The sequence below is a fragment of the Stenotrophomonas chelatiphaga genome (assembly GCF_001431535.1).
GTDB classification, from domain to species: Bacteria; Pseudomonadota; Gammaproteobacteria; order Xanthomonadales; family Xanthomonadaceae; genus Stenotrophomonas; species Stenotrophomonas chelatiphaga.
This window is the reverse complement of record NZ_LDJK01000139.1, coordinates 1-746: the sequence shown is the minus strand read 5'-3', so window position 1 is coordinate 746 and position 746 is coordinate 1. Positions and strand designations below refer to the sequence as shown.

Annotated in this window: 1 protein-coding gene; it reads left to right on the top strand. The window is 62.9% G+C overall.

Features of this window, described 5'->3' with window-relative positions:
• Positions 1–746 (top strand): fused MFS/spermidine synthase (locus ABB28_RS18145; RefSeq protein ID WP_170184018.1); only part of this gene is annotated, 746 nt, incomplete at both ends.

The following is a 746-nucleotide window of genomic DNA, read 5'->3' as shown; positions in this document are numbered from 1 at the left end:
CGCTGCTTACCGGCGCCAGCTCGTTTGTGTACGAAATCACCTGGGTGCGCATGCTGTCGCTTGCGCTGGGCACCACGTTGCATTCCTTTGAGTTGATGCTCGCCGCGTTCATTGCCGGCATTGCGTTTGGCGGGCTGTGGCTGCGCCATCGCGCGGACCGCATGGCCTCGCCGTTGCGCGCAGCCGGGTGGGTGCAGGTGCTGATGGGGCTGGCCGCCTTGGCGTCAATGTTCGTGTACGCACAGGCGTTCGAATGGGTCGGCTGGCTGATGCGGGTCATCGTGCGCAGTGCCGAAGGCTACGGGTTGTACAGCGTGGCCAGTGCGGTGATTGCGGTGCTGGTGATGTTCCCGGCTGCGTTCTTTGCGGGCATGACGCTGCCGTTGTTGACGCTGGCGCTGTTGCGCCAGGGGCGGGGCGAGAAGGTCATCGGCCAGGTGTATGCGTTCAATACGGTGGGCGCGATTGTCGGTGTGCTGGCGGCGGTGCATGTGCTGATGCCGATGTTGGGGCTGAAGTACGCGTTGCTGGTGGCGGCGGTGGTGGATGTGGGGTTGGGGGTGTGGTTGTTGTGGCCGGGTGGGGTTGTGGGTGTAGGGGCAGGAGCAACAGTGTGGCGACCCACGTGCGCTAGCCACAGACAGCAGGTTCCTAACCAGCAAGCTCACATGGCAACCGACCTATCTCTACTACACAACGGCACATGCCGAAGTCCCCTTACTTGTCGAACAAAGTCGGACAGCATA